The following is a 23,702-nucleotide window of genomic DNA, read 5'->3' as shown; positions in this document are numbered from 1 at the left end:
AATTTGGACAGGCCGTAGCCAGATTTTTAATTTGTGAAAATGGTGTGCTTATGTGTGAAAAATATGTTGAAAGACCGCTTTATTTGTTAATTGCTGACTGGATGATGGCCGAGGATCGTTGGATCACCGCAAAGGAAATTTCCCGCCATTTTGATATCGAGCACTGCAAAGCAATTAATACGCTCTCTTATATTCTGTCGGAAGTGGGAGAAATTGTTTGTGAAGTTAAGATGATCCCTAATCAGATTGCCGGTCGGGGTTGTCAGTGCCAGCGTCTGGTGAAAGTCGTGAGTATTGACTCTCATCTCTACAGCCGACTGAATCACAATTTGCAGGAGAAAAAGGTGAGCATGGCGAAAACGCCACGCCTGTCTGCCGTTCCTCCAACAGAGCTCAACCGTGAGCAGAAATGGCAGATGATGCTCTCCAAGAGTATGCGTCGCTAATAATCAGTTTGCCTGATGGCGGCATAAACGGTGATTGACGCGTAGGCCGGATAAGCGTGAGCGCATCCGGCATCAATTACTGTGCTGATTTGGGTTTTACGTCCGTTGTGCCTTTCAGGCGTGGCCGGTTTTCTTCGACCCGCGTTAAGGGCAGTGTTTCGTGTAGACCTGTGTGGCAGCGAGTTGCAAGATCCTGATACTCTTTGGTGTTTAGCCGTTTCCAGTGCAGTTCCTGGTCCGTGACTTCACGCAATACGCGAGCGGGTGAGCCAACCAGCATCTGCCTTGCCTCTCCCTGAAATCCGGCTTTGACAAAGCTCATGGCGGCGACAATGCTCTCTTCGCCAATTACTGCGCCGTCCATAATGACGCTGTTCATACCGATCAGCGCATCTCTGCCCACCACGCAACCGTGCAGGATTGCGCCATGGCCGATGTGTCCGTTCTCATGCACGATGGTGTCGGTGTCGCAGTAGCCGTGCATGATGCAGCCATCCTGCAAATTAGAACCTGCCTCCAGGATCAAGCGACCATAGTCACCGCGCAATGACGCGTGCGGGCCAATATAAACTCCGGCACCCACTATGACATCGCCAATCAGCACGGCGCTGGGATGGACAAAGGCATCCGGATGTACCACCGGAATCAGGCCCTCAAAGGCGTAGTAGCTCATCGTTTTATCTCGGTTTTATTGCCGGATAAGCGAATCGCTATCCGGCATCGGCTTATTAACGACCTTTCCACACCGGGTCGCGTTTTTCGGCAAACGCCTGCGGACCTTCAAGCGCATCTTCCGAATGCAGTACAGATGGATAGTGCTTCAGCACGCCGCTGCGGATGTAGCGGTAGCCTTCTTCCACCGGCATTTCGCTGGTGGTGCGATAGATCTCTTTCAGTGCGGCGATAGCCAGCGGGGCGCTATTGACCAACTGCTGCGCCAGTTCACGCGCGCTATCCATCAGTTCGCCCTGGCTGACAACGCGGTTGACGATACCCCAACGCAGCGCTTCTTCGGCGCTCATTCGTCTGCCGGTCATCACCATTTCGTTGACGATTGCCGGTGGCAGCAGCTTAGGCAGACGCAGTACGCCGCCGCTGTCAGGCACGATCCCGAGCTTGGCTTCCGGCAGTGCGAAGCTGGCGTTTTCCGCGCAGACAATAAAATCCGCTGCCAGCGCCAGCTCAAAACCACCGCCAAACGCATAGCCGTTTACCGCAGCGATGACCGGCTTATCGAGATCGAAAATTTCGGTTAAACCGGCGAAGCCGCCTGGGCCAAAATCGGCATCTGGCGCTTCACCTTCAGCTGCTGCTTTTAAGTCCCAGCCTGCAGAAAAGAATTTCTCACCGCCGCCGGTGATAATCGCTACGCGTAATTCCGGGTCGTCACGAAAATTAAGAAACGCTTCACCCATGGCAAAGCTGGTTTTGGCGTCAATGGCATTGGCTTTAGGCCGGTCGAGGGTAATTTCCAGGATCGGGCCGTTACGGGTCAGATGTAATGAATCACTCATAGTTCATCTCCAGATAAATAGATTTCCCGGCAGGAGGAGTTCCTGTCGGAAGGGTTATTTCAGATTTTTTTTGATTATTTTTCCTGAACAATTGCGCGGCAGGTCGGTTCTTATCTCCATAAAAGAGGGAACCTTGAATTTCGCCATATTGTTTTCGCAGAAGCTGAAGAACTCGGCTTCGCTTAATGTTTCACCTTCATTAAGGACGATAAACGCTTTAATGGCTTCATCACGGATTGAATCTTTAATACCGACAACCACAATGTCCTGAATTTTGGGATGCGCAGAAATAATATTTTCCAGCTCGACGCAGGAGACATTTTCCCCGCCGCGTTTAATCATGTTGCAGCGCCTGTCGACGAAATAAAAATAGCCATCCTCATCCTGATAGCCCGAATCACCGGTATGTAACCAGCCCTCAGGTTCCAGCGCTTTGGCGGTAGCCTCCGGCTGCGCGTAGTACTCTTTGAAGATTGTTTTGCCCGGCACGCCTTTAATACAGATTTCGCCAATTTCTCCGGCGGGCAGGGGACGGTTGTGATCGTCACGGATTTCGGCTTCATAGCTAAATCCCACGCGGCCAATGGAGGGCCAGCGTCGTTTGTCACCGGGACGGTCGCCGATAATACCGACGATGGTTTCAGTCATACCGTAGGAGGTCAGCAGCCTGACGCCAAAGCGTTCGGTAAAATCGTCTTTTTCCTGCTCGGATAAATTGAGGTAGAACATCACTTCGCGCAGGTGATGCTGTCTGTCGGTTGGTGCAGCGGGCTGCACCATTAGCGTTCTGATCATCATCGGAATGCATTCGGTAACCGTCGCCTTATATCTATGCACCTGATTCCAGAACGCCCTGGCACTGTACTTCTCTAGCAGCACAAAGGTGCTGCCAGCGGAGAATGCGGGCATTGCGGCGGTACACTGACAATCGATATGAAACGCGGGCATCACCGTCATGTAGACGTCATCATCGCGCAGGGCGATTTGCCAGGCAGAGTAGTAGCCTGCAAACCGCAGGTTGTAGTGGGTAATTACCACCCCTTTAGGCCGCGAGGTGGTGCCTGAGGTAAACAGAATTTCCGCCGTATCGTCAGTGGATAACGCGGGCGTATAGCACAGCGTGGCGGACTGGCGGGATTGCAGTTGGGTAAAGTGACTCACACCGTCGTCAGCCGGAAGCTGTTCGCCAATCAGACAGATATGATTAAGCGGGGTGCTATTTTCCAGTCGTATCTGGCGGTACATAGGATAAAACTGGGCGCTGGTGACCAGCAGACTTACCTGGCTATTTTGCAGGATCCAGGCACTTTCTTCACCCAGCAAGCGGGCATTAATCGGTACCATGATGGCGCCAATTTTTGCCAGCCCAAACCAGCAAAAAATGAATTCCGGACAGTTATCCAGATGCAATGCGACCTTATCGCCCTTGCGGATCCCTAAGGAATGGAACAGGTTTGCCGTGCGGTTAATCTCTTCATTGAGCGAGGCATAGCTAAACTGCCGAACGATTCCTTCGCAGGATTCGAAAATTAACGCCGTTTTATCTCCGTACACCCCGGCCAGGTCGTCCCACATCTGACGTAAGTTTTGTCCGCCAACGATATCCATATTGCTTTATCCACTGAAATCAGGCGTGAGCGCTAACCATCGAGGGGTCAGCGCGTCGCGTTTATTCCTCAACTCTGGCCAGGCCTTTGCCGACCAGCTCATTTATGTCTGCTTCGCTATAACCAATATTTTTCAGAATGGCGGCAGTATCCATGCCATGTGACGGCATGCCACGCCAGATTTTCCCCGGGTTGTTTTTAAATTTCGGCATGATGTTTGGCCCTTTGCAGGTGCGGCCATCCATTGTTTGCCACTGCGTAATAGATTCACGGGCAACGTACTGCGGGTTGCCTTCCAGTTCAGGAATAGTCAGCACCTTCGCGCAGGCGATGTTCAGCTCAGCAAAGCGCGCCTGGACTTCGGCGATGGTGTGCGTTGCCAGCCAGGCGTCCAGTTTCTCTTCCACAAGCGGGCCGTAAGGGCATTCCACACGATGGATAAGCTGGGTGCCTTCCGGGACTTCCGGTGTGCCAAGAATGTGGGCGAGGCCAATATCCTTGAAGCATTCGTTGATTTGCGTGATGCCGACCAGCTCCATGACGATATAGCCATCGGCGCATTTATACAGGCCGCAGCCAGCGTAATACGGGTCTTTGCCTTTGGTCATGCGTGGGCAAATTTCTCCGCCGTTGAAGTAATCCATCATGAAATACTGACCCATGCGCAGCATCACTTCGTACATAGCGATATCGATGCTTTCACCTTTACCCGTTTCGCGCACTTTGTGCAGGGCCGCCAGCGCTGCTGTCGTTGCGGTCATCCCGGAGAAGTAATCGGCGGTGTACGGGAAGGCGGGCATTGGCTGATCCACGTCGCCGTTTTGGATCAGATAGCCGCTGAACGCTTGCGCGATGGTGTTATACGCCGGAAGATTGGTGTACTCCTCGGTACCAAACTGGCCGAAGCCGGAAAGGTGGGCGATAACCAGTTTCGGGTTATGTTCCCACAGCACTTCATCGGTAATACCTCGGCGGGCAAAGGCCGGACCTTTACTGGCTTCAATGAAAATATCGGTGGTTTCCATCAGCTTCAGAAACGCTTCCCGGCCTTCATCTTTGAAAATATTCAGCGACAGGGCGTGCAGGTTACGGCGTGAGAGCTGCGGATAGTTAGGCTGTACGCGGATGGTATCGGCCCATGCGACGTTTTCAATCCAGATAACCTCAGCGCCCCATTCGGCGAACATCTGTCCGGCGAACGGACCGGCAATTTCGATCCCTGAAAAGACAACGCGTACCCCGGAAAGCGGGCCGAAGGCTGGCATTGGTAAATGATTCATCATTTTTCTCCTGGCATTTATGGGTGTCCATGTAGGCCGGATAAGGCGCTCGCGCCGCCATCCGGCATTGATTGCCTGATGGCGACGCTAAGGCGTCTTATCAGGCCTACAGGTTGCGTCGTTCTATCGGTATTGCTTGAGTACCGCACGACCTAACGTCAGGATCTGCATTTCGTCAGAACCACCAGAAACACGGTCAACGCGCAGGTCACGCCAGAAACGCGTGATGCGGTGGTTGCCCGCGATACCAACACCTCCCAGTACCTGCATGGCGGTGTCTACCACTTCAAACGCGGCGTTGGCGCAGAAGTATTTACACATTGCCGCGTCACCAGAAGTAATGGTGCCGTTATCCGCTTTCCATGCGGCTTCCAACAGCATGTTTTTCATGGAGTTCAGTTTGATCGCCATGTGTGCGAACTTCTCCTGGATCAGCTGGAAACGGCCGATCGTTTCGCCAAACTGTACGCGTTGGTTGGCGTAGCGCGCGGCGTCTTCAAAAGCGCACATTGCCGTACCGTAGTTGGTCAGCGCGACGAGGAAGCGTTCATGGTCAAACTCTTCTTTCACACGGTTGAAGCCATTACCTTCCCGACCGAACATGTCTTTCTCGTCCAGTTCAACGTCATCAAAGGTGATTTCACAGCAGCTATCCATGCGCAGACCGAGTTTCTCCAGTTTGTTGACCTTGATACCCGCTTTGCTCATGTCAACAAACCACTCGGTATAAACAGGTTTATCCGGCGATGCACCATCTCTCGCCATCACTACGATGTACGGGGTATAGGCGCTACTGGTGATAAAGCACTTACTGCCATTAAGATAAACCTTACCATTTTTGCGTGTATAAGTGGTTTTCAGACTGCCAACATCCGATCCCGCTCCCGGTTCGGTGATAGCAGAGTTCCACATCTGCTTTCCGGTGCCCTGGAACGCCATGATTTTATCAATTTGCTCCTGAGTCCCTTCACGCAGGAAAGTGTTAAAACCTCCCGGTAATTGGTACAACACGTAAGTCGGTGCGCCAAGACGTCCGAGTTCCATCCAGACGGCGGCAACGGTGACAAAACCGGCTTCCAGGCCGCCGTGTTCTTCTGGGATCAACAGGCTATCGATGCCCATATCCGCCAGCGCTTTTACAAAACGCTCAGGGTAGACGCTGTCGCGATCGCACTCGGCAAAATAAGCTTCCCAGTTCTCACTGGCCATCAGTTCACGAATACCGGCGACAAACAGTTCCTGCTCGTCATTTAAGTTGAAATCCATCTTTCAGCCTCTTGATCAATTGGGTTAATAAGAATTACTTGTCTTTCCAGTGCACTTTGGCGTCTTTAATAAAGGACAGCGTCACCATGATGTTGACGAAGAACAGCGGACATCCCCCGGCGATAATTGCGGTCTGAATGGGCTTCAGCCCACCCAGCGCCAGCAGAACGATGCCGATGACGCCGACCAGAACGGACCAACCGATACGCACCAACAGCGGCGGTTCTTCACCATCACGAACTTCGCGACAGGTGGACATCGCCAGGGTGTAGGAGCAGGCGTTAATCAGCGTGACGGTGGCAATAAAGCAGAGGATAAAGAATCCCCACATGGTGGCGGTGCTGAGCGGTAAAGCAGCCCAGGTTTCGATAATGGCGCGCGCCACGCCGTGTTGTTCAATCAGTTGCGGGATGTTGAGAATGTTTTTATCCATCAGCAGCAGCGTGTTGCTGCCAAGGACGGTCCACAGGATCCAGGTGGAAGCGGTCAGGCCCAGTACCATCCCGAAACACAGTTCACGTACGGTACGACCGCGAGAAATACGTGCCAGGAAGATACTCATCTGGATAGCGTAAATAACCCACCACGCCCAGTAGAAAACAGTCCAGCCCTGCGGGAAGCCGCCTTTGCCGATGGCATCGGTATAGAACAGCATGCGCGGCAGATGCATCAGCAGCATGCCGACCGAGTCGGTGAAGTAGTTCATGATGAAGCTGGCGCCGCTGACGATAAACACCCAGCCGAGCATCAGGAAGCTCAGGTAACTACGTACGTCGCTGGCGATCTTGACCCCTTTTTGCAGGCCGCAGGCCACGCAAATGGCGTTCAATATGATCCAGCAGGTAATGATGATGGCGTCGAGTTGCAGCGTATGCGGAATACCGAACAGCCATTGCATACACTCGGTTACCAGCGGGGTAGCGAGACCGAGGCTGGTGCCCATCGCGAAGATCAGCGCCACCAGATAGAAGTTATCGACGATGGTGCCGAACAAGCCCTTAGCATGCTTCTCGCCAACTAACGGTACCAGCGTGGAACTGGGGCGGATAACGTCCATTTTGCGTACAAAGAAGAAGTAGGCGAACGCGACTGAAAGGAAGCTGTAGGTCGCCCACGGCAGCGGTCCCCAGTGGAACAAGCTGTACGCCAGAGCTATCTCTTTCGCGCCTGTGGAATTTGGTTCCAGACCGAACGGCGGTGTGGAAATATAGTAGTAGATCTCAATAGAGCCCCAGAACAGAACTGCAGCAGATGTACAGGAGGCGAACATCATAAAAATCCAGCTGGCGGTACTAAACTCAGGTTTTTCGTCGCCTAATTTCTTTTTCGAATACGGGCCAAAGACCAACCAGAACCAGCCGAAGAGCATGACGACCATATACCATTCGAATGCCCAACCCCAGACGTTGGTGACATAACTGAATACCGCATTAATAACGACGTTAGCGGCATCAAGATCTCTTACTGTTAACCAACAAAGTATCCCAACAATTATTAATGGCGGAAAAAAAACCTTCGGTTCAATTCCCGACTTTCTCTTTTCATTTTTCATAAGTGAATTCCAGTGTGAAAACGAAATTTATTTAGCGTGCCCGTATGTGATCGTTTGTTTATTTATTATTAATGATTTGTTGATAACTTTTTAACCTCTGGGCGCCTCAGTGAGTAACTCATAATGGGTATTCATTTCCGGCTATTCTGTTATCTGCGTCACACTTTCTTATGCTGGTTATTTTGTCTGAAAATACAAATAATTTCCTTATTAATCATAATGTTGATGTTTATTTTTTAACTTTTTTAAGTGACTGACGTTCAATATTGTTGAACCAGCAAACAATATTGAAAATTTTCGTATTTGACATGTTTCTTTCAATATTGGTGAGGTGCATAACACTATTGAAAGTTACGAATATCAATGTGTGACATTTTCAATATTGGTGATTAATGTTTTATTTCCGAATTAAAGAGCGTGATATCTGTATTTAACACCGCCGATATAAATACGTTTCCTTCATGATTTCTGGAGATGCAATGAAGATAATTACTTGCTACAAATGCGTACCTGATGAGCAGGATATTGCGATTAATAATGCTGATGGAACACTCGATTTCAGCAAAGCAGATGGCAAAATCAGCCAATATGATCTGAATGCGATCGAAGCGGCTTGCCAGTTAAAACAGCAGGTGGGAGAGGCTCAGGTTGTGGCCATGAGCGTCGGCGGCAAAGCGCTGACCAATGCAAAAGGGCGCAAAGATGTGCTCTCCCGTGGCCCTGATGAACTGATTGTTGTCATTGACGATCAATTTGAACAGGCGCTGCCGCAACAAACCGCCACTGCGCTGGCTGCCGCCGCACAAAAATCAGGTTTTGATCTGCTTATTTGCGGCGACGGTTCTTCCGATCTTTATGCACAGCAGGTTGGTCTGCTGGTGGGCGAAATGCTGAACGTGCCGGCGATTAACGGCGTGAGTAAAATCCTCTCGCTTACCGACAGCACGTTGACGGTAGAGCGTGAACTGGAAGATGAAGTTGAAACGCTAAGCATCCCGCTCCCGGCGGTGATCGCAGTTTCTACGGATATCAACACCCCACAAATCCCTTCTATGAAAGCCATCCTTGGCGCAGCGAAAAAACCGGTCCAGGTCTGGTCGTCTGCGGACATTGGGCTGAACGGCGCGCAAGCGTATTCCGAACAACAGGTTGCCGCACCGAAGCAGCGCGAGCGTCAGCGCGTTGTGATTGAAGGTGACGGTGAAGAACAGATTGCCGCGTTTGTCGAGAATCTTCGCAAAATCATTTAATTATCAGGGGATGTTATGAACAAATTTTCCAGTGTCTGGGTATTCAGCGATACCCCTTCTCGTCTGCCGGAACTGATGAATGGTGCGCAGGCTTTAGGTGAAAACGTTAACACGTTTGTGCTCAGCGATGAGGACAGCGCGGCGGCATGCCATTTAGGCGCAGATCATGTCTGGCTGCTCAGCGGCAAACCAGAAGACAGTATGGTTGAAGACTACGCCGATGCGATGGCCGAAACCATTCGTCAGCACAGCGAGGGCGGCGCGGTGCTGCTGTCGAATACGCGTCGGGGCAAGCTGTTAGCGGCAAAGCTGGGCTTTCGCTTGTCGGCTGCGGTCTCAAACGACGCCAGCGCAGTCGCGGTGCAGGACGGAAAAGCGGCGGTCAAACATATGGTCTACGGCGGCCTGGCGATGGGAGCAGAAACAATCGCTTCACCGTTTGCCGTGATCACTCTCAGCAGCGGAACGTTTGACGCGCAGCAACCGGATACCGCCCGCAGCGGCGAGGTGCACACCGTCCAGTGGCAGGCTCCGACTATCGCCGTGACCCGTACGGCAACGCAGGCGCGTCAGAGCAACAGCGTCGATCTCGACAAAGCCCGTCTGGTGGTCAGCGTGGGACGCGGTATTGGTAGCAAAGAAAATATCTCGCTGGCCGAAGCGCTGTGCCAGGCGATTGGCGCTGAGCTGGCCTGTTCCCGTCCAGTGGCGGAAAACGAGAAGTGGATGGAGCACGAACGCTACGTCGGCATTTCCAACCTGATGCTCAAACCAGAACTGTACCTGGCCGTGGGGATCTCCGGGCAGATCCAACATATGGTCGGCGCCAACGGCGCGCAGACGATTTTCGCCATCAACAAAGATAAAAATGCGCCGATCTTCCAGTACGCAGATTTTGGCATCGTTGGCGATGCGCTGAAGATCCTGCCTGCGCTGACGGCTGCTCTGGCGCGTTAAACCATTCGGGCAGGGTGCGAAAGTATCCTGCCACTGACAGGAGTACGTATGTCCGAAGATATCTTTGATGCCATCATCGTGGGTGCAGGTCTGGCCGGTTCGGTTGCGGCGCTGGTGCTGGCTCGGGAAGGTGCACAGGTGCTGGTCATCGAGCGCGGCAATTCTGCTGGCGCGAAGAATGTCACCGGTGGGCGCATGTATGCCCATAGCCTGGAACGCATCATTCCCGGCTTTGCTGAGCAGGCCCCCATTGAACGCATAATCACCCACGAAAAACTCGCCTTTATGACCGACAAAGGGGCGATGACCATCGACTATTGCAATGGTGAAGAGGCTGCATCGTCGCAGGTTTCTTATTCCGTCTTACGCAGCAAATTTGACGCCTGGCTGATGGAGCAGGCCGAGGAGGCGGGAGCCCAGCTTATCACCGGTATTCGGGTGGATAACGTTGTGCAGCGCGAAGGCAAAGTCGTGGGCGTGGAAGCCGACGGCGATATTCTGGAAGCCAAAGTGGTGATCCTTGCTGACGGGGTGAATTCTTTGTTGGCAGAAAAACTGGGCATGGCAAAGCGCGTTGAGGCATCGCATGTTGCCGTTGGCGTAAAAGAGCTGATCGAATTGCCAAAATCGGTGATTGAAGATCGTTTCCAGTTACAGGGGAACGAAGGTGCAGCTTGCCTGTTTGCCGGTTCTCCAACTGATGGGTTGATGGGCGGGGGCTTCCTCTATACTAATGAAACGACCCTTTCTCTGGGGCTGGTCTGCGGTCTTCATCATCTGAAAGATGCTAAAAAATCGGTCCCACAAATGCTGGAAGATTTCAAACAGCATCCGGCGGTTGCCCCACTGATCGCCGGTGGCAAGCTGGTGGAATATGCCGCGCACGTCGTACCGGAGGCCGGTATGAATATGCAGCCTGAACTGGTGGGTGACGGTGTGCTGATTGCCGGTGATGCTGCCGGAATGTGTATGAACCTCGGCTTTACCATCCGCGGTATGGATCTCGCCATATCCGCAGGCGAAGCGGCCGCGAAAACGGTGCTTTCCGCAATGAAGCGCGACGACTTCAGCAAACAGTCGCTGGGCGAATACCGTCAGCATCTCGATGATGGTCCAATGCGCGATATGCGCATGTATCAGAAGCTTCCCGCTTTCCTAGATAACCCACGCATGTTTACCGCCTATCCCGAAATGGCGGTCAGCATCGCGCGCGACCTGTTCACCGTAGATGGCTCTGCTCCGGTGCCAATGCGCAAAAAAATCCTGCGTCATGCGAAGAAAGTGGGCTTCATCAACCTGATGAAAGATGGCCTGAAAGGAGTGACCGTATTATGACATCTCCCGTCAATGTGGACGTCAAACTGGGCGTCAATAAGTTCAATGTGGATGAAGACAGCCCGCACATCATTCTCAAAACCGATCCTGATAAACAGGCGCTGGAAGTACTGATTAAGGCCTGTCCGGCCGGACTGTATAAAAAACAGGACGACGGCAGCGTCCGTTTTGATTACGCCGGATGCCTGGAGTGCGGAACGTGCCGCATTCTCGGACTTGATACAGCGTTGGAAAAATGGGAATACCCGCGCGGGACATTTGGCGTGGAGTTTCGCTACGGCTAATAAGTACGAGGTTGTGCACCCGTAGGTCGGATAAGACGTGGTAGCGTCGCCATCCGGCAATCATGTGGCGCCAATGCCGGATGGCGGCCTAAACACCTTATCCGGCCTACAGATGACGCTTTGCCCGTGTTGAAACAGGAAGTCGCTATGCAGCAGCCCAGGAACTTTGATGACATCAAATTTACCTCTATTCACCGCCGGATAATGCTGTGGGGAAGCGGTGGGCCATTTCTGGATGGTTATGTGCTGGTGATGATTGGCGTGGCGCTGGAACAACTCACGCCAGCGTTGAAACTGGACGCTCAGTGGATTGGTCTGCTGGGGGCCGGCACGCTCGCCGGTCTGTTTGTGGGGACGTCGCTGTTTGGCTACATTTCCGATAAGGTCGGGCGGCGCAAAATGTTTATCATCGATATTATTGCCATTGGCGTGATATCGGCGGCAACCATGTTTGTTTCCTCACCCATTGAGCTGTTGGTAATGCGTGTGCTGATCGGCATTGTGATTGGTGCCGATTATCCGATTGCTACCTCGATGATTACCGAGTTCTCCAATACCCGCCAGCGCGCTTTCTCCATCGGTTTTATCGCCGCGATGTGGTATGTCGGCGCCACCTGTGCCGATCTGGTCGGTTACTGGCTGTATGATGTTGAGGGAGGATGGCGCTGGATGCTGGGCAGCGCGGTGATCCCCTGTATTTTGATCCTGATTGGGCGCTTCGATCTTCCTGAATCGCCGCGCTGGCTGCTGCGTAAAGGTCGGGTGAAAGAGTGTGAAGCGATGATGATCAAGCTGTTCGGCGAACCGGTGGTGTTCGACGAAGAGGCGCCGCAGGAGACGCGCTTCCTACAGCTGTTTAACCGCCGTCATTTCCCGTTTGTCCTGTTTGTCGCCGCTATCTGGACCTGTCAGGTGATCCCGATGTTCGCCATTTATACCTTTGGTCCGCAGATTGTTGGACTGTTGGGGCTTGGTGCCGGGAAAAGCGCGGCGTTGGGCAATGTGGTGATAAGCCTGTGCTTTATGCTGGGGTGCATTCCGCCCATGTTCTGGCTCAATAGCGCGGGCCGTCGGCCATTGTTAATTGGCAGCTTTATTATGATGACGCTGGCGCTGGCCGTGCTGGGGTTAATTCCTGATATGGGAGCGTGGCTGGTGGTGCTGGCGTTTGCCGTGTACGCCTTTTTCTCGGGGGGACCGGGAAATCTTCAGTGGCTGTACCCAAATGAACTGTTCCCTACCGACATTCGCGCGTCTGCCGTCGGGGTGATCATGTCCTTAAGCCGCATCGGCACTATTGTTTCAACCTGGGCGCTGCCGGTGTTCATTACCAAATACGGGATCAGCAATGTCATGCTGATGGGCGCAGGAATTTCGCTGATTGGCCTGCTTGTGTCCATCGCTTTCGCCCCGGAAACGCGAGGTCTGACGCTGGCGCAAACCAGTCAAATGACGATTCGCAGTAAGCCCGTGACCAGGGCGAGTTATTAGGAGTGTTCTGTATTTTCCCTGTAACTCAGTCAGTTAGCCTACAGTTAACTGGGTATATCACTGAAAACAACTGAAAAGCAGGGAGAACACCATGCAAAAACATATCCTGATCACCTCAATTTTTACCGCAGCAGCACTGTTTACCGTGGCCGGTTGTTCCTCAAACCAGGCGGTTAAAACCACCGATGGCAAAACAATCGTCACTGACGGCAAACCGCAAGTCGATGATGATACTGGCCTGGTGTCGTATAAAAATGCGCAAACGGGTAAGACGGAACAGATTAACCGCGATCAGGTTAAAGATATGAGTGAACTGGATAACTAGTTCAGTTTTCTCCATTCAGCCACTCAATAATATTGACTGTTAGCCTGTGGATTAAGTGACTAAACTCACTGTTATTACAATAATGCAGTGAAACAGGCTAATCATGATCCTCATCATTTATGCGCATCCCTATCCGCAGCATTCGCATGCGAATAAGCGGATGCTTGAACAGGCAAGGACGCTGGAGGGCGTGGAGATCCGCTCGCTCTACCAGCTCTACCCCGACTTCAATATCGATATTGCCGCTGAACAGGATGCGCTGGCACGCGCTGATTTGATCATCTGGCAGCATCCGATGCAGTGGTACAGCACACCTCCATTACTCAAGCTGTGGATGGATAAAGTCCTTTCGCACGGCTGGGCGTATGGCCATGGCGGTACTGCGCTGCACGGTAAACATCTGCTGTGGGCGGTGACGACCGGCGGCGGTGAAAACCACTTCGATATTGGCTCCCATCCCGGATTTGATGTGCTTTCTCAACCCTTACAGGCGACGGCACTTTATTGTGGCCTCAAATGGCTACCGCCGTTTGCGATGCACTGTACGTTTATCTGTGATGATGAAACCCTGCAAGCGCAGGCGCGTCACTACAAACAGCGTCTGATGGAATGGCAGGAGGCACACCATGGATAGCCATACGCTGATACAGGCGCTGATTTATCTCGGATCGGCGGCACTGATTGTCCCCATCGCCGTACGGCTGGGACTCGGGTCGGTACTGGGGTATCTCATCGCCGGGTGCATTATCGGCCCATGGGGCCTGAGGCTGGTGACGGACGCCGAATCCATCCTGCATTTTGCGGAGATCGGTGTGGTGCTGATGCTATTTGTCATTGGTCTGGAGCTGGATCCGCAACGTTTGTGGAAACTGCGAGCTTCGGTGTTCGGCGGCGGCGCATTGCAAATGGTGGTCTGCGGAGGCCTGATTGGTGTGTTCTGTATGTTCCTCGGCCTGCGCTGGCAGGTAGCGGAGCTGATCGGCATGACGCTGGCGCTTTCCTCTACGGCCATCGCTATGCAGGCAATGAATGAACGCAACCTGATGGTTTCGCAAATGGGCCGCAGCGCGTTTGCCGTGCTGCTGTTCCAGGATATCGCTGCTATTCCACTGGTGGCGATGATCCCATTACTGGCAGCGAGTGGTGCATCAACAACGCTTGGGGCGTTTGCATTGTCTGCCCTTAAGGTAGCGGGCGCACTGGTGCTGGTGGTGCTGTTAGGTCGTTATGTCACACGTCCTGCCTTGCGTTTTGTCGCCCGTTCGGGCCTGCGGGAAGTGTTCAGTGCCGTTGCGCTGTTCCTCGTGTTTGGCTTCGGTCTGCTGTTGGAAGAGGTTGGATTGTCGATGGCGATGGGGGCATTCCTGGCCGGGGTGCTGCTGGCAAGCTCTGAGTATCGCCACGCGTTGGAAAGCGACATTGAGCCATTTAAAGGACTGCTGCTGGGGCTGTTCTTTATCGGTGTAGGGATGTCTATCGACTTTGGTACGCTGATTGATAATCCCTTGCGCATTATCATTCTACTGGTCGGTTTCCTGGTTATCAAAACCGTCATGCTGTGGTTGATAGCGAAACCGTTGCAGGTGCCGAACAAGCAGCGTCGCTGGTTTGCCGTATTATTAGGGCAGGGCAGTGAGTTTGCCTTTGTGGTGTTTGGCGCGGCGCAAATGGCAAATGTGCTCGATCCTGACTGGGCGAAATCGCTGACGCTGGCGGTGGCGTTGTCGATGGCGGCTACGCCGATTTTGCTGGTGATTTTGACGCGTCTGGAAAAATCGGCGACTGAGGAAGAGCGCGAAGCCGATGAAATCGATGAGGAACAACCTAGGGTGATCATCGCCGGGTTTGGGCGATTTGGCCAGATAACCGGTCGTTTGCTGTTGTCGAGCGGGGTCAAAATGGTGGTTCTTGATCATGACCCGGATCATATCGAAACGCTGCGTAAATTCGGGATGAAGGTTTTCTATGGCGACGCGACCCGGATGGATCTGCTGGAGTCTGCCGGGGCGGCGAAAGCTGAAGTCATTATTAATGCCATTGACGATCCGCAAACCAGTCTGCAATTAACCGAAATGGTGAAAGAGCATTTCCCGCATCTGCAAATTATTGCTCGTGCGCGCGACGTGGATCATTACATCCGCTTGCGCCAGGCGGGCGTGGATATGCCGGAACGTGAAACCTTTGAAGGTGCACTGAAGACCGGACGTCTGGCGCTGGAAGGTCTCGGGCTTGGGCGCTATGAGGCACGTGAGCGGGCTGACGTATTCCGCCGATTCAATACCATGATGGTAGAGGAGATGGTGAAAGGGGAAAATGACGCGACTTCCCGCGCGGCCGTTTATAAACGCACCAGCGCAATGCTGAGTGAAATTATTGCGGAAGATCGTCAGCACTTATCGTTAATTCAGCGCCATGGCTGGCAAGGCACGGATGAAGGTAAGCATACGGGCGACGTCGCCGATGAGCCGGAAGTGAAACCGTCAGCATAGGGTAAAAAATGTGATGTTCTGCAAACTTTACTGCTAATTGGCTGTTTTTGAACTACTGTAATGCTGGCGTACCACCTTAAATAGGTCGGTTCGCCAGCAGAACGGAAAATTTTCCTGTTCATCCTCTTTCCGCCAGTCGACGAAAGATTGCGCTTTCCGTATAGTGGCGACAATTTTTTTGTATCCGGGAAATATTCAATGATCAGTCTGATTGCGGCGTTAGCGGTAGATCGCGTCATCGGTATGGAGAACGCCATGCCGTGGAACCTCCCTGCCGATCTCGCCTGGTTTAAACGTAATACCTTAAACAAGCCGGTTGTCATGGGACGCCACACCTGGGAATCCATCGGGCGACCGTTACCTGGGCGTAAAAATATCGTCATCAGCAGTAAGCCTGGCACCGACGATCGCGTGCAGTGGGTGAAGTCTGTGGATGAAGCAATTGCGGCCTGCGGCGATGAACCTGAAATTATGGTAATTGGCGGTGGGCGTGTGTATGAGCAGTTCCTGCCAAAAGCACAGAAACTGTATCTGACGCACATTGATGCGGAAGTGGAAGGGGATACGCATTTCCCGGACTACGAACCGGATGACTGGGAGTCGGTGTTCAGTGAATTCCACGATGCCGACGCGCAAAACTCTCACAGCTACTGCTTCGAGATTCTGGAACGTCGTTAATACTGTAAGTGCCGGATGGCGGCGAAACGCCTTATCATCCAGCTAATGTAGGCCGGATAAGGTGCGAGCACCGCATCCGGCAAACGACTATCAGGCGTTGACCGCTTCGCCAGGATCCAGATTCAGATGGCGATTTGACGGCTGCACGAAGTACTGTTTATCTTCCCAGCGCAGACAGGTGAGATCGCCTCCCCAGCAACACCCCGTATCCAGCGCGTAAATGCCTTCTGGCGTGCCTTTACCCTCCAGCGATGCCCAGTGCCCGAATGCAATGCTGTACGCTTCACTGACAGGTCCAGGAATGGCAAACCACGGCTTCAGCGGGGCAGGTGCGTCTTCTGGTGACTCTTTGCTGTACATATCCAACTGACCGTTAGGGAAGCAGTAACGCATGCGGGTAAAGGCGTTGGTAATAAAACGCAGGCGTGCCAGCCCGGTCAGTTCCGGGGTCCAGTTATTGGGCATGTCGCCGTACATCGCATCAAGGAAGAAGGGATACGAGTCGCTCGACAGCACGGCTTCAACATCGCGAGCACAGTCTTTTGCCGTCTGCAGGTCCCACTGTGGGGTGATACCGGCATGCGCCATCACCAGCTTCTTCTCTTCGTCTACCTGCAACAGCGGTTGACGGCGGAGCCAGTTAAGTAATTCGTCGGCATCCGGTGCTTCGAGCAGCGATGTGACCCTGTCTTTAGGTTTATTACGACTGATACCGGCAAATACGGCCAGCAGGTGTAAATCGTGATTACCCAATACTAACCGCACGCTGTCGCCCAGTGATTTCACGTAGCGCAAAACGTCCAGCGAGCCCGGTCCACGAGCGACCAGATCGCCGGTGAGCCATAGGGTGTCTTTTTCGGAATTAAAGTCTACCTGATGCAGCAAGGCTACCAGTTCATCGTAACAACCGTGAACGTCGCCAATAAGGTATGTCGCCATAGTTATTGTTTTAATGAATGAGTGTTGGAACGGCGAGTCGGAATACGGGAATATCGATGGTAAAGGCGATGCCTTGTTCATCGATCATTTCGTAATGACCCTGCATGGTGCCCAGCGGTGTTTCAATCACCGCACCGCTGGTGTACTGGTACTCTTCGCCGGGTTCGATGTGGGGCTGGACGCCAACCACGCCTTCACCCTGAACTTCGGTTTCGCGGCCATGACCATTAGTGATCAACCAATAACGCCCCAACAGCTGCACAGGCGCTCGCCCCAAATTGCGGATAGTTACGGTGTAAGCAAAAACGTAACGTTCATCATCAGGTGAGGATTGCGCCTCAATGTAGACGCTTTGTACCTGAATGCACACTCGGGGCGAATTGATCATGTTTAACTCTCCTTCGATGGCGCGTTTTCTGACAGATAGTTAGCCATCCGGCAGTATTGCGCGACAGAGATATTTTCCGCTCGCATCGCCGGATCAATGCCCAGCTCTGTCAGTACTTCAACGCTAAACAGGTTGCCGAGACTGTTACGTACCGTTTTACGGCGCTGATTAAACGCTTCGGTGGTAATACGGCTCAGCACACGAACATCTTTAACCGGGTACGGCATCGTCGTATGAGGGACCAGACGCACAACGGCTGAATCAACTTTAGGCGCTGGCGTAAATGCGGAAGGCGGTACTTCAAGTACCGGGATCACATTGCAGTAATACTGCGCCATGACGCTTAATCGACCATACGCTTTACTGTTTGGCCCTGCAACCAGACGATTCACCACCTCTTTTTGCAACATGAAATGCATGTCGGCAATGGCATCAGTATAGGAAAAAAGATGGAACATGAGCGGCGTGGAGATGTTGTACGGCAGGTTGCCGAATACGCGCAGCGGCTGTCCCATCGTTTGTGCCAGTTCGCCGAAGTTCATGGTCATGGCATCTTGCTGATAAATCGTCAGCTTAGGCCCTAAAAACGGGTGTGTCTGTAGGCGTGCTGCCAGATCGCGGTCGAGTTCAATGACCGTGAGCTTGTCCAGACGTTCGCCTACTGGTTCGGTCAATGCCGCCAGGCCCGGGCCGATTTCGACCATAGCCTGACCTTTCTGCGGGTTGATAGCAGAGACAATACTTTCGATCACAAACTGATCGTTGAGGAAGTTCTGCCCGAAACGTTTACGGGCTAAATGGCCCTGATGGACTCGATTATTCATTGGTATTAACAATCATTTTGATGGCGAGATTAAGCGCCGTAATAAAACTGCCGACATCTGCTTGTCCACGGCCCGCGAGTTCAAGTGCGGTGCCGTGATCGACGGATGTGCGAATAAAGGGCAGGCCCAGCGTGATATTCACACCGCGACCAAATCCCTGGTATTTTAGCACGGGGAGACCCTGATCGTGGTACATTGCCAGCACGGCATCCGCGTGGTCGAGATATTTGGGCTGAAACAGCGTATCTGCGGGCAGCGGACCGTTTAATTTCATTCCCTGCGCACGCAGTTCATCGAGTACCGGAATGATGGTATCTATCTCTTCCGTTCCCATATGACCGCCTTCCCCAGCATGCGGGTTAAGACCGCACACCAGAATATGCGGATCGGCAATGCCGAACTTGGTGCGTAAATCATGATGCAAAATGCCGATCACTTCCTGAAGCAAGGCGGGCGTAATGGCGTCGGCAACGGCTCTGAGCGGCAAATGCGTGGTTGCCAGGGCAACGCGCAGCTCTTCGGTCGCCAGCATCATAACAACTTTCTTTGCCTGTGAGCGCTCTTCAAAAAACTCGGTATGTCCGGTAAACGGGACGCCAGCGTCATTGATAACGCCCTTGTGAACCGGGCCGGTGATCAGCGCCGCAAACTCACCTTGCAGACAGCCATCGCAGGCGCGAGCCAGCGTATCCACCACATATTGCCCGTTTTCTACCGCCAACTGACCCGCGACAACAGGTGCCCGCAGCGCAATCGGTAACAGCGTCAATGTGCCTGCTGATTGCGGTTTGGCTGGGGTATCTGGAGAGTAGGGGAGGAGTGAAAGCGGTAACCCGAGCATCGCTGCCCGGTCATTGAGGAGTGCTGCATCCGCACAGACAACAAGTTCTACAGGCCAATCGCGCTGGGCGAGCTGAACCACCAGGTCCGGGCCAATCCCGGCGGGTTCGCCGGGAGTGATAACAACGCGATGAGCACGAGTCATTAGTTGCTCAGAACTTTAACGTAAGCGCTGGCGCGCTGTTCCTGCATCCAGGTTGCTGCTTCTTCCGAGAATTTACGGTTCATCAGCATACGGTAAGCTCTGTCTTTCTGCGCTGCGTCAGTTTTATCAACGTTACGCGTATCCAGCAGTTCGATCAGATGCCAACCGAAAGAGGAGTGCACCGGGACGCTCATCTGGCCTTTGTTAAGTTTGGTCAGCGCATCGCGGAAAGCAGGGTCGAAAATATCCGCTGCAGCCCAGCCCAGATCGCCGCCCTGGTTGGCAGAGCCTGGATCCTGAGAAAACTCTTTAGCGGCTGCCGCGAAGGTCGTTTTACCGCTCTTAATGTCTGCCGCGATTTGTTCCAGCTTCAGACGCGCCTGCTGATCGGTCATGATCGGCGACGGCTTAAGCAGAATGTGGCGAGCGTGAACTTCAGTCACGGAGATGCTCTGGCTTTGGCCACGCATATCGTTGACTTTCAGGATGTGGAAGCCGACACCGGAACGAATTGGGCCAATGATATCGCCTTTTTTCGCAGTGCTTAACGCCTGGGCAAAGATACCCGGCAGCTCCTGAATACGTCCCCAGCCCATCTGGCCGCCTTTCAGCGCCTGCTGGTCAGCGGAATAAGTAATAGCCAGTTTGCCGAAATCACTACCGTTACGCGCTTCATCAACAACAGAGCGCGCCTGGCTTTCAGCCGCGTTAACCTGGTCGGACGTTGGGTTTTCCGGTAATGGGATCAGAATGTGGCTCAGGTTCAGCTCGGTGCTGGCATCGTTTTGGTTGCCTACCTGCTGCGCCAGGGCATCCACTTCCTGAGGCAGGATAGTGACGCGACGGCGAACTTCGTTGTTACGCACTTCGGAGATGGTCATCTCTTTGCGGATCTGGCTACGATAGGTTGAATAGCTTAAGCCATCCTGTGCCAGACGGCTGCGCATCTGATCCAGCGTCATGTTGTTCTGCTTGGCGATGTTGGCAATAGCCTGATCCAACTGCTCGTCCGAGATTTTCACCCCCATCTTCTGACCCATTTGCAGGAGGATTTGATCCATGATCAAACGTTCCAGGATCTGATGACGCAGCGTGGCGTCATCCGGTAATTGCTGACCAGCCTGACCTGCATTCAGTTTTACTGACTGCATTAAGCCATCGACGTCGCTTTCCAGAACGACGCCGTTATTGACGACGGCTGCAACTTTATCGACTACCTGTGGGGCAGCGAAACTGGTATTCGCGATCATGGCGATACCGAGAAGCAGCGTTTTCCAGTTCTTCATACTTTTTCCATTATTAATTAACCGCAATGCGGATTACGTTGTATACCCTTCGTCTTTCAAGCCGCATTTTTGTTGGCTGCCTTCACTCACCCCAGTCACTTACTTATGTAAGCTCTTGGGGATTCTCTCAGTTGCCGCCTCAATGCAGCTCGAAATCCATTGGGTATCAATAAATCAGATCATAAAGAGCTTTGATACGGCAAAATGTTCGAACGCAGCATTTGGTTGGTGCCGAGACCGTAGTTGGAGCTCAGACCGCGCAGTTCGATATTAAAGCCGATCGTGTTGTCATAAATCGCGTGTTGCTGGGTATTATCCCAACCGTTCAGCTTACGCTCGTAGCCGAAGCGAATGGCGTAACAGCAGGAGTTGTACTGTAAGCCAAGCATTGAATCTGCTTCTTTGTTCACCTTGGTATCGAAGTAGTAAGCACCAACAATCGACCAACGCTCAGCAATCGGGAAGCTTGCCACCGCGCCCACCTGCGAAATCCCGTTTTCATACTGGGCGTTAGTTACATCACGTGAAGGTACAGCGGCCTTAATATACTCTGGGCTGGCATAACGGTAGTTCAATTGCAGCATACGGTTTTCGTCGCGTCGGTATTCGATACTGCTATTGCTGGTGGCTATGCTATCCAGACGCGTGTCGTACTGGATCCCACTGCGTAAACCCCAACGATCGGAGATGCGCCAGTAGGTATCGCCAGCCCATACCAGTGAACCTGTTTTGTCGTCATTCTCCCATTCTGTATGGTCATCGCCAGTGCGAGACTCGGTGAAATAGTAGATTTGACCCACAGAAATATTAAAACGTTCAACTGCCGCGTCATCATAAACGCGAGATGTGACCCCGGTCGTTACCTGGTTGGCAGAAGCGATACGGTCCAGACCACTATAGGTGCGGTCACGGAACAGGCCGCTGTAGTCAGATTGCAGCAGCGAGGAGTCATAGTTATTGATATGACTTTGGTTGCGATACGGGACGTACAGGTACTGCGCGCGCGGCTCCAGCGTCTGGGTATAACCCGGCGCCAGCATTTGCATGTCACGCTCAAATACCATCTTGCCGTCGACTTTAAACTGCGGCATGACGCGGTTGGCGGAATCATCAAGCTTAGTGGCATTATTGGTGTTATACCAATCCAGGTTGGTCTGCTGGTAGTGCGTTGCCAGCAGCTTCGCTTCGGTATTGACACTGCCCCAGTTATTCGACAACGGCAGATTGATCGTCGGTTCCAGGTGAACACGCGTTGCTTCCGGCATGTAATCCTTGGTATTAACGAAATGCACCGCTTGCCCATAAATCCGGGTATCGAACGGACCGACGTCATTCTGATAGAAATTAACGTCTAGCTGTGGCTGAGCGGAGTAGCTACTGTTGTTCTGATCAGCAAAGACCTGGAACTGCTTGGTCGATACCGTGGCGTCAAAGTTCTGCACCGCGTATCCGACGCTGAATTTTTGCGTGGCGTAGCCATCGGTACTGGAACCGTACTTGTTGTCAAAGTCGTTAAAGTAGCTGGAGTCGCTGACCTTGGTGTAGTCGACGTTGAAACGCCACACCTGGTCCATCACCCCAGAGTGCTGCCAGTAGAACAGCCAGCGACGTGAATTGTCATCATTCGGATGTTCGTCCTCGTACACTTTATCGGAATTCAGATAGTCGAACTCCATCAAGCCCGCACCCGCCTGGGTGAGGTAGCGGAATTCGTTCTCCCACATGATCCCGCCACGACGGTGCATATAATGTGGCGTGATGGTGGCGTCCATATTGGGCGCAATGTTCCAGTAATACGGGAGGTAGAACTCAAAATAGTTATTGGTGGAATATTTTGCGTTCGGGATCAGGAAACCGGAACGGCGCTTATCGCCGACGGGTAACTGTAAATAAGGACTATAAAAGACCGGAACCGGACCCAGTTTAAAACGGGCGTTCCAGATCTCTGCGACCTGTTCTTCACGGTCGTGGATAACTTCGCTACCGACGACGCTCCAGGTATCGGAACCTGGCAGACAGGAGGTAAAGCTACCGTTTTCCAGAATGGTATAACGGTTTTCCCCACGCTGTTTCATCAGGTCGGCTTTCCCGCGCCCCTGACGGCCGACCATCTGGTAATCACCTTCCCAGATGTTGGTATCTTTGGTATTCAGATTGGACCAGCCCTTCGGCCCCTTCAGAATAACCTGATTGTCGTCATAATGGACATTGCCCAACGCATCGACGGTACGTATTGGCTCCGGCTGGCCTTCAGCCTGCTTCTGATGAAGCTGTACTTCGTCGGCCTGCAGGCGGCTGTTACCCTGTGCGATATCCACGTTGCCGGTAAACACCGCGTCATCGGGATAATTCCCTTTTGCGTTGTCGGCATTGATGGTGACGGGTAACTCATTAGTCTCGCCCTGTACCAGAGGACGGTCATAGCTCGGCACGCCCAGCATACACTGTGAGGCGAGATCGGCTGCCAGGCCCTGATGGCTATAGAGGGCGCTGGCAATCATGGTGGCCAGAAGAGTGGGAATACGTTTTTTCATACGTTGTATTTATTGTTCCATCATCAGTAGCGTCGCGCGTGACAAACGGTCACAGCCTAACTTATCTCATCTTCACTTCGCTAGTATTAATCCTGCCCATTTTATACCCGCCACCTTTCAAGCTGCATCTTCGTTGTCTTCCTCGTTCACCCCCGTCACTTACATGGGTAAGCTCCAGGGGACTCACTACGTTGCCGCCTTGCTGCAACTCGAAATCCAACGGGTATAGCGTTTGTGGTGTTAGGCACGGCATTGAATGACAGGTATGATAA

Annotated in this window: 22 protein-coding genes; 10 read left to right on the top strand and 12 right to left on the bottom strand. The window is 52.8% G+C overall.

Annotated elements, in window-relative coordinates; all coding sequences use genetic code 11:
* Nucleotides 1-50 precede the first annotated feature (50 nt).
* Nucleotides 51-446 carry a carnitine metabolism transcriptional regulator CaiF gene (caiF, locus tag OGX97_RS04565; protein ID WP_003829705.1) on the top strand — a complete coding sequence of 132 codons (396 nt, stop codon included), beginning with the start codon at nt 51-53 and terminating at the stop codon, nt 444-446.
* Between the two features lie 76 nt (nt 447-522).
* Here the strand turns inward: caiF and caiE are convergent, their stop codons facing one another.
* The 6 genes from caiE to caiT form a co-directional block, all read right to left on the bottom strand.
* A complete protein-coding gene (gene caiE / locus OGX97_RS04560; protein ID WP_103285785.1) occupies nt 523-1,119 on the bottom strand; it encodes a carnitine operon protein CaiE in 597 nt (198 codons plus the stop codon).
* Between the two features lie 55 nt (nt 1,120-1,174).
* A complete protein-coding gene (gene caiD / locus OGX97_RS04555; protein WP_032942338.1) occupies nt 1,175-1,960 on the bottom strand; it encodes a crotonobetainyl-CoA hydratase in 786 nt (261 codons plus the stop codon).
* A gap of 54 nt (nt 1,961-2,014) precedes the next feature.
* Nucleotides 2,015-3,568: a crotonobetaine/carnitine-CoA ligase gene (caiC, locus tag OGX97_RS04550; RefSeq protein WP_048227113.1), complete on the bottom strand. Its 1,554-nt coding sequence runs from the start codon at nt 3,566-3,568 to the stop codon at nt 2,015-2,017.
* 61 nt (nt 3,569-3,629) lie between these two features.
* On the bottom strand, nt 3,630-4,847 hold the full coding sequence (gene caiB / locus OGX97_RS04545; protein ID WP_003018901.1) for an L-carnitine CoA-transferase: 1,218 nt from the start codon (nt 4,845-4,847) through the stop codon (nt 3,630-3,632).
* A gap of 123 nt (nt 4,848-4,970) precedes the next feature.
* The gene (gene caiA / locus OGX97_RS04540; RefSeq protein ID WP_003018898.1) at nt 4,971-6,113 is read right to left on the bottom strand and encodes a crotonobetainyl-CoA dehydrogenase; all 1,143 of its coding nucleotides are present in this window, start codon (nt 6,111-6,113) and stop codon (nt 4,971-4,973) included.
* A gap of 34 nt (nt 6,114-6,147) precedes the next feature.
* Nucleotides 6,148-7,665 (bottom strand): L-carnitine/gamma-butyrobetaine antiporter, encoded by a 1,518-nt coding sequence (gene caiT / locus OGX97_RS04535; RefSeq protein ID WP_279850915.1) that lies wholly within the window; start codon nt 7,663-7,665, stop codon nt 6,148-6,150.
* A 479-nt stretch (nt 7,666-8,144) separates the two neighbouring features.
* Between caiT and OGX97_RS04530 the strand changes: the two genes are divergently transcribed.
* The 9 genes from OGX97_RS04530 (at nt 8,145) to folA (ending at nt 16,474) form a co-directional block, all read left to right on the top strand.
* The gene (locus tag OGX97_RS04530) at nt 8,145-8,915 is read left to right on the top strand and encodes an electron transfer flavoprotein FixA (RefSeq protein WP_032942343.1); all 771 of its coding nucleotides are present in this window, start codon (nt 8,145-8,147) and stop codon (nt 8,913-8,915) included.
* Nucleotides 8,916-8,930: 15 nt separating this feature from the next.
* A complete protein-coding gene (locus OGX97_RS04525) occupies nt 8,931-9,872 on the top strand; it encodes an electron transfer flavoprotein subunit alpha/FixB family protein (RefSeq protein WP_279850914.1) in 942 nt (313 codons plus the stop codon).
* A gap of 48 nt (nt 9,873-9,920) precedes the next feature.
* Entirely contained in the window at nt 9,921-11,207 is a 1,287-nt protein-coding gene (locus OGX97_RS04520; protein ID WP_003018887.1) for an FAD-dependent oxidoreductase, read from the top strand.
* Nucleotides 11,204-11,491: a ferredoxin-like protein FixX gene (gene fixX / locus OGX97_RS04515; RefSeq protein ID WP_000203736.1), complete on the top strand. Its 288-nt coding sequence runs from the start codon at nt 11,204-11,206 to the stop codon at nt 11,489-11,491. The genes OGX97_RS04520 and fixX overlap by 4 nt, the downstream gene beginning before the upstream one ends.
* A 147-nt stretch (nt 11,492-11,638) precedes the next feature.
* Nucleotides 11,639-12,982, top strand: a complete 1,344-nt coding sequence (locus OGX97_RS04510) for an MFS transporter (RefSeq protein WP_020996234.1) — start codon at nt 11,639-11,641, stop codon at nt 12,980-12,982.
* A gap of 91 nt (nt 12,983-13,073) precedes the next feature.
* Entirely contained in the window at nt 13,074-13,307 is a 234-nt protein-coding gene (locus tag OGX97_RS04505) for a YgdI/YgdR family lipoprotein (protein ID WP_003018880.1), read from the top strand.
* Nucleotides 13,308-13,410: 103 nt separating this feature from the next.
* A complete protein-coding gene (kefF, locus tag OGX97_RS04500) occupies nt 13,411-13,941 on the top strand; it encodes a glutathione-regulated potassium-efflux system oxidoreductase KefF (protein WP_003829618.1) in 531 nt (176 codons plus the stop codon).
* A complete protein-coding gene (gene kefC, locus OGX97_RS04495) occupies nt 13,934-15,796 on the top strand; it encodes a glutathione-regulated potassium-efflux system protein KefC (protein WP_003829616.1) in 1,863 nt (620 codons plus the stop codon). Before kefF ends, kefC begins: the two co-directional genes overlap by 8 nt.
* 198 nt (nt 15,797-15,994) lie before the next feature.
* Nucleotides 15,995-16,474, top strand: a complete 480-nt coding sequence (gene folA, locus OGX97_RS04490; protein ID WP_003018873.1) for a type 3 dihydrofolate reductase — start codon at nt 15,995-15,997, stop codon at nt 16,472-16,474.
* Nucleotides 16,475-16,564: 90 nt separating this feature from the next.
* On the opposite strand, the gene apaH is transcribed toward folA, so the two are convergent.
* The 6 genes from apaH to lptD all read right to left on the bottom strand — a co-directional run bounded on the left by apaH (nt 16,565) and on the right by lptD (nt 23,430).
* A complete protein-coding gene (gene apaH, locus OGX97_RS04485) occupies nt 16,565-17,413 on the bottom strand; it encodes a bis(5'-nucleosyl)-tetraphosphatase (symmetrical) ApaH (protein ID WP_003829612.1) in 849 nt (282 codons plus the stop codon).
* Nucleotides 17,414-17,423: 10 nt separating this feature from the next.
* Nucleotides 17,424-17,801, bottom strand: coding sequence for a Co2+/Mg2+ efflux protein ApaG (apaG, locus tag OGX97_RS04480; protein WP_003018867.1), 378 nt, complete (start codon nt 17,799-17,801; stop codon nt 17,424-17,426).
* Nucleotides 17,802-17,803: 2 nt separating this feature from the next.
* The gene (rsmA, locus tag OGX97_RS04475) at nt 17,804-18,625 is read right to left on the bottom strand and encodes a 16S rRNA (adenine(1518)-N(6)/adenine(1519)-N(6))-dimethyltransferase RsmA (RefSeq protein WP_003829609.1); all 822 of its coding nucleotides are present in this window, start codon (nt 18,623-18,625) and stop codon (nt 17,804-17,806) included.
* Nucleotides 18,618-19,610, bottom strand: a complete 993-nt coding sequence (pdxA, locus tag OGX97_RS04470) for a 4-hydroxythreonine-4-phosphate dehydrogenase PdxA (RefSeq protein WP_279850911.1) — start codon at nt 19,608-19,610, stop codon at nt 18,618-18,620. The genes rsmA and pdxA overlap by 8 nt, the downstream gene beginning before the upstream one ends.
* Entirely contained in the window at nt 19,610-20,896 is a 1,287-nt protein-coding gene (gene surA, locus OGX97_RS04465) for a peptidylprolyl isomerase SurA (RefSeq protein WP_279850910.1), read from the bottom strand. Before surA ends, pdxA begins: the two co-directional genes overlap by 1 nt.
* Nucleotides 20,897-21,075: 179 nt before the next feature.
* Nucleotides 21,076-23,430, bottom strand: coding sequence for an LPS assembly protein LptD (gene lptD, locus OGX97_RS04460; RefSeq protein ID WP_279850909.1), 2,355 nt, complete (start codon nt 23,428-23,430; stop codon nt 21,076-21,078).
* Nucleotides 23,431-23,702: the final 272 nt, after the last annotated feature.

The organism is Citrobacter sp. Cpo061 (assembly GCF_030332845.1).
GTDB lineage: Bacteria > Pseudomonadota > Gammaproteobacteria > Enterobacterales > Enterobacteriaceae > Citrobacter > Citrobacter portucalensis.
Note: the sequence above shows the minus strand (reverse complement) of the source record. Positions and strands in the feature narration are given on the sequence as shown.

Bases quoted from the DNA above. Each gene is read 5' to 3' on its own strand.
- caiF (WP_003829705.1), top strand. From the start codon at position 51: ATGTGTGAAAAATATGTTGAAAGACCGCTTTATTTGTTAATTGCTGAC.
- caiE (WP_103285785.1), bottom strand. From the start codon at position 1,119: ATGAGCTACTACGCCTTTGAGGGCCTGATTCCGGTGGTACATCCGGAT.
- caiD (WP_032942338.1), bottom strand. From the start codon at position 1,960: ATGAGTGATTCATTACATCTGACCCGTAACGGCCCGATCCTGGAAATT.
- caiC (WP_048227113.1), bottom strand. From the start codon at position 3,568: ATGGATATCGTTGGCGGACAAAACTTACGTCAGATGTGGGACGACCTG.
- caiB (WP_003018901.1), bottom strand. From the start codon at position 4,847: ATGAATCATTTACCAATGCCAGCCTTCGGCCCGCTTTCCGGGGTACGC.
- caiA (WP_003018898.1), bottom strand. From the start codon at position 6,113: ATGGATTTCAACTTAAATGACGAGCAGGAACTGTTTGTCGCCGGTATT.
- caiT (WP_279850915.1), bottom strand. From the start codon at position 7,665: ATGAAAAATGAAAAGAGAAAGTCGGGAATTGAACCGAAGGTTTTTTTT.
- OGX97_RS04530 (WP_032942343.1), top strand. From the start codon at position 8,145: ATGAAGATAATTACTTGCTACAAATGCGTACCTGATGAGCAGGATATT.
- OGX97_RS04525 (WP_279850914.1), top strand. From the start codon at position 8,931: ATGAACAAATTTTCCAGTGTCTGGGTATTCAGCGATACCCCTTCTCGT.
- OGX97_RS04520 (WP_003018887.1), top strand. From the start codon at position 9,921: ATGTCCGAAGATATCTTTGATGCCATCATCGTGGGTGCAGGTCTGGCC.
- fixX (WP_000203736.1), top strand. From the start codon at position 11,204: ATGACATCTCCCGTCAATGTGGACGTCAAACTGGGCGTCAATAAGTTC.
- OGX97_RS04510 (WP_020996234.1), top strand. From the start codon at position 11,639: ATGCAGCAGCCCAGGAACTTTGATGACATCAAATTTACCTCTATTCAC.
- OGX97_RS04505 (WP_003018880.1), top strand. From the start codon at position 13,074: ATGCAAAAACATATCCTGATCACCTCAATTTTTACCGCAGCAGCACTG.
- kefF (WP_003829618.1), top strand. From the start codon at position 13,411: ATGATCCTCATCATTTATGCGCATCCCTATCCGCAGCATTCGCATGCG.
- kefC (WP_003829616.1), top strand. From the start codon at position 13,934: ATGGATAGCCATACGCTGATACAGGCGCTGATTTATCTCGGATCGGCG.
- folA (WP_003018873.1), top strand. From the start codon at position 15,995: ATGATCAGTCTGATTGCGGCGTTAGCGGTAGATCGCGTCATCGGTATG.
- apaH (WP_003829612.1), bottom strand. From the start codon at position 17,413: ATGGCGACATACCTTATTGGCGACGTTCACGGTTGTTACGATGAACTG.
- apaG (WP_003018867.1), bottom strand. From the start codon at position 17,801: ATGATCAATTCGCCCCGAGTGTGCATTCAGGTACAAAGCGTCTACATT.
- rsmA (WP_003829609.1), bottom strand. From the start codon at position 18,625: ATGAATAATCGAGTCCATCAGGGCCATTTAGCCCGTAAACGTTTCGGG.
- pdxA (WP_279850911.1), bottom strand. From the start codon at position 19,610: ATGACTCGTGCTCATCGCGTTGTTATCACTCCCGGCGAACCCGCCGGG.
- surA (WP_279850910.1), bottom strand. From the start codon at position 20,896: ATGAAGAACTGGAAAACGCTGCTTCTCGGTATCGCCATGATCGCGAAT.
- lptD (WP_279850909.1), bottom strand. From the start codon at position 23,430: ATGAAAAAACGTATTCCCACTCTTCTGGCCACCATGATTGCCAGCGCC.